Here is a 389-nt window from a genome sequence, read left to right as displayed (position 1 = left end):
TAACCATGCGCATCGTTCATCTGTCCACTCGTATTTGAATACATCGTTTGATAACCAATCGCATTATTATAATATCCATTGTTATTACTAAACAAAGTCTGGATACCTAATCCTACGTTTTGACCTCCACTCACCGTGTTGTACATCGACTGATATCCCACTGCCGTATTATACGTATTCGAATTCGAGGCTATCGAACCAGCAGGTCCCATCAAGGATTGATATCCCACCGCCGTGTTATAGGTAGACGTAGTTCCTCCAGTATAACTATTCGTGTAATTCATCATCGACTGGAAACCTAAAGCAACTGAGCCCGATCCAGATTGATTATTAAATAAACTATAATATCCTAAGGCTGTATTCTCCTTACCCGAGTTCGTGTAGTAAAG

1 pseudogene is annotated in these 389 nt (G+C 40.4%); it reads right to left on the bottom strand.

Annotated elements, in window-relative coordinates:
* Positions 1-389: pseudogene (locus tag ACST14_RS10955) on the bottom strand (hypothetical protein); the annotation flags it as partial.

This window comes from Aquirufa sp. A-Brett2-15D (assembly GCF_054558735.1).
This window is presented reverse-complemented; position numbering and strand designations above follow the sequence as displayed.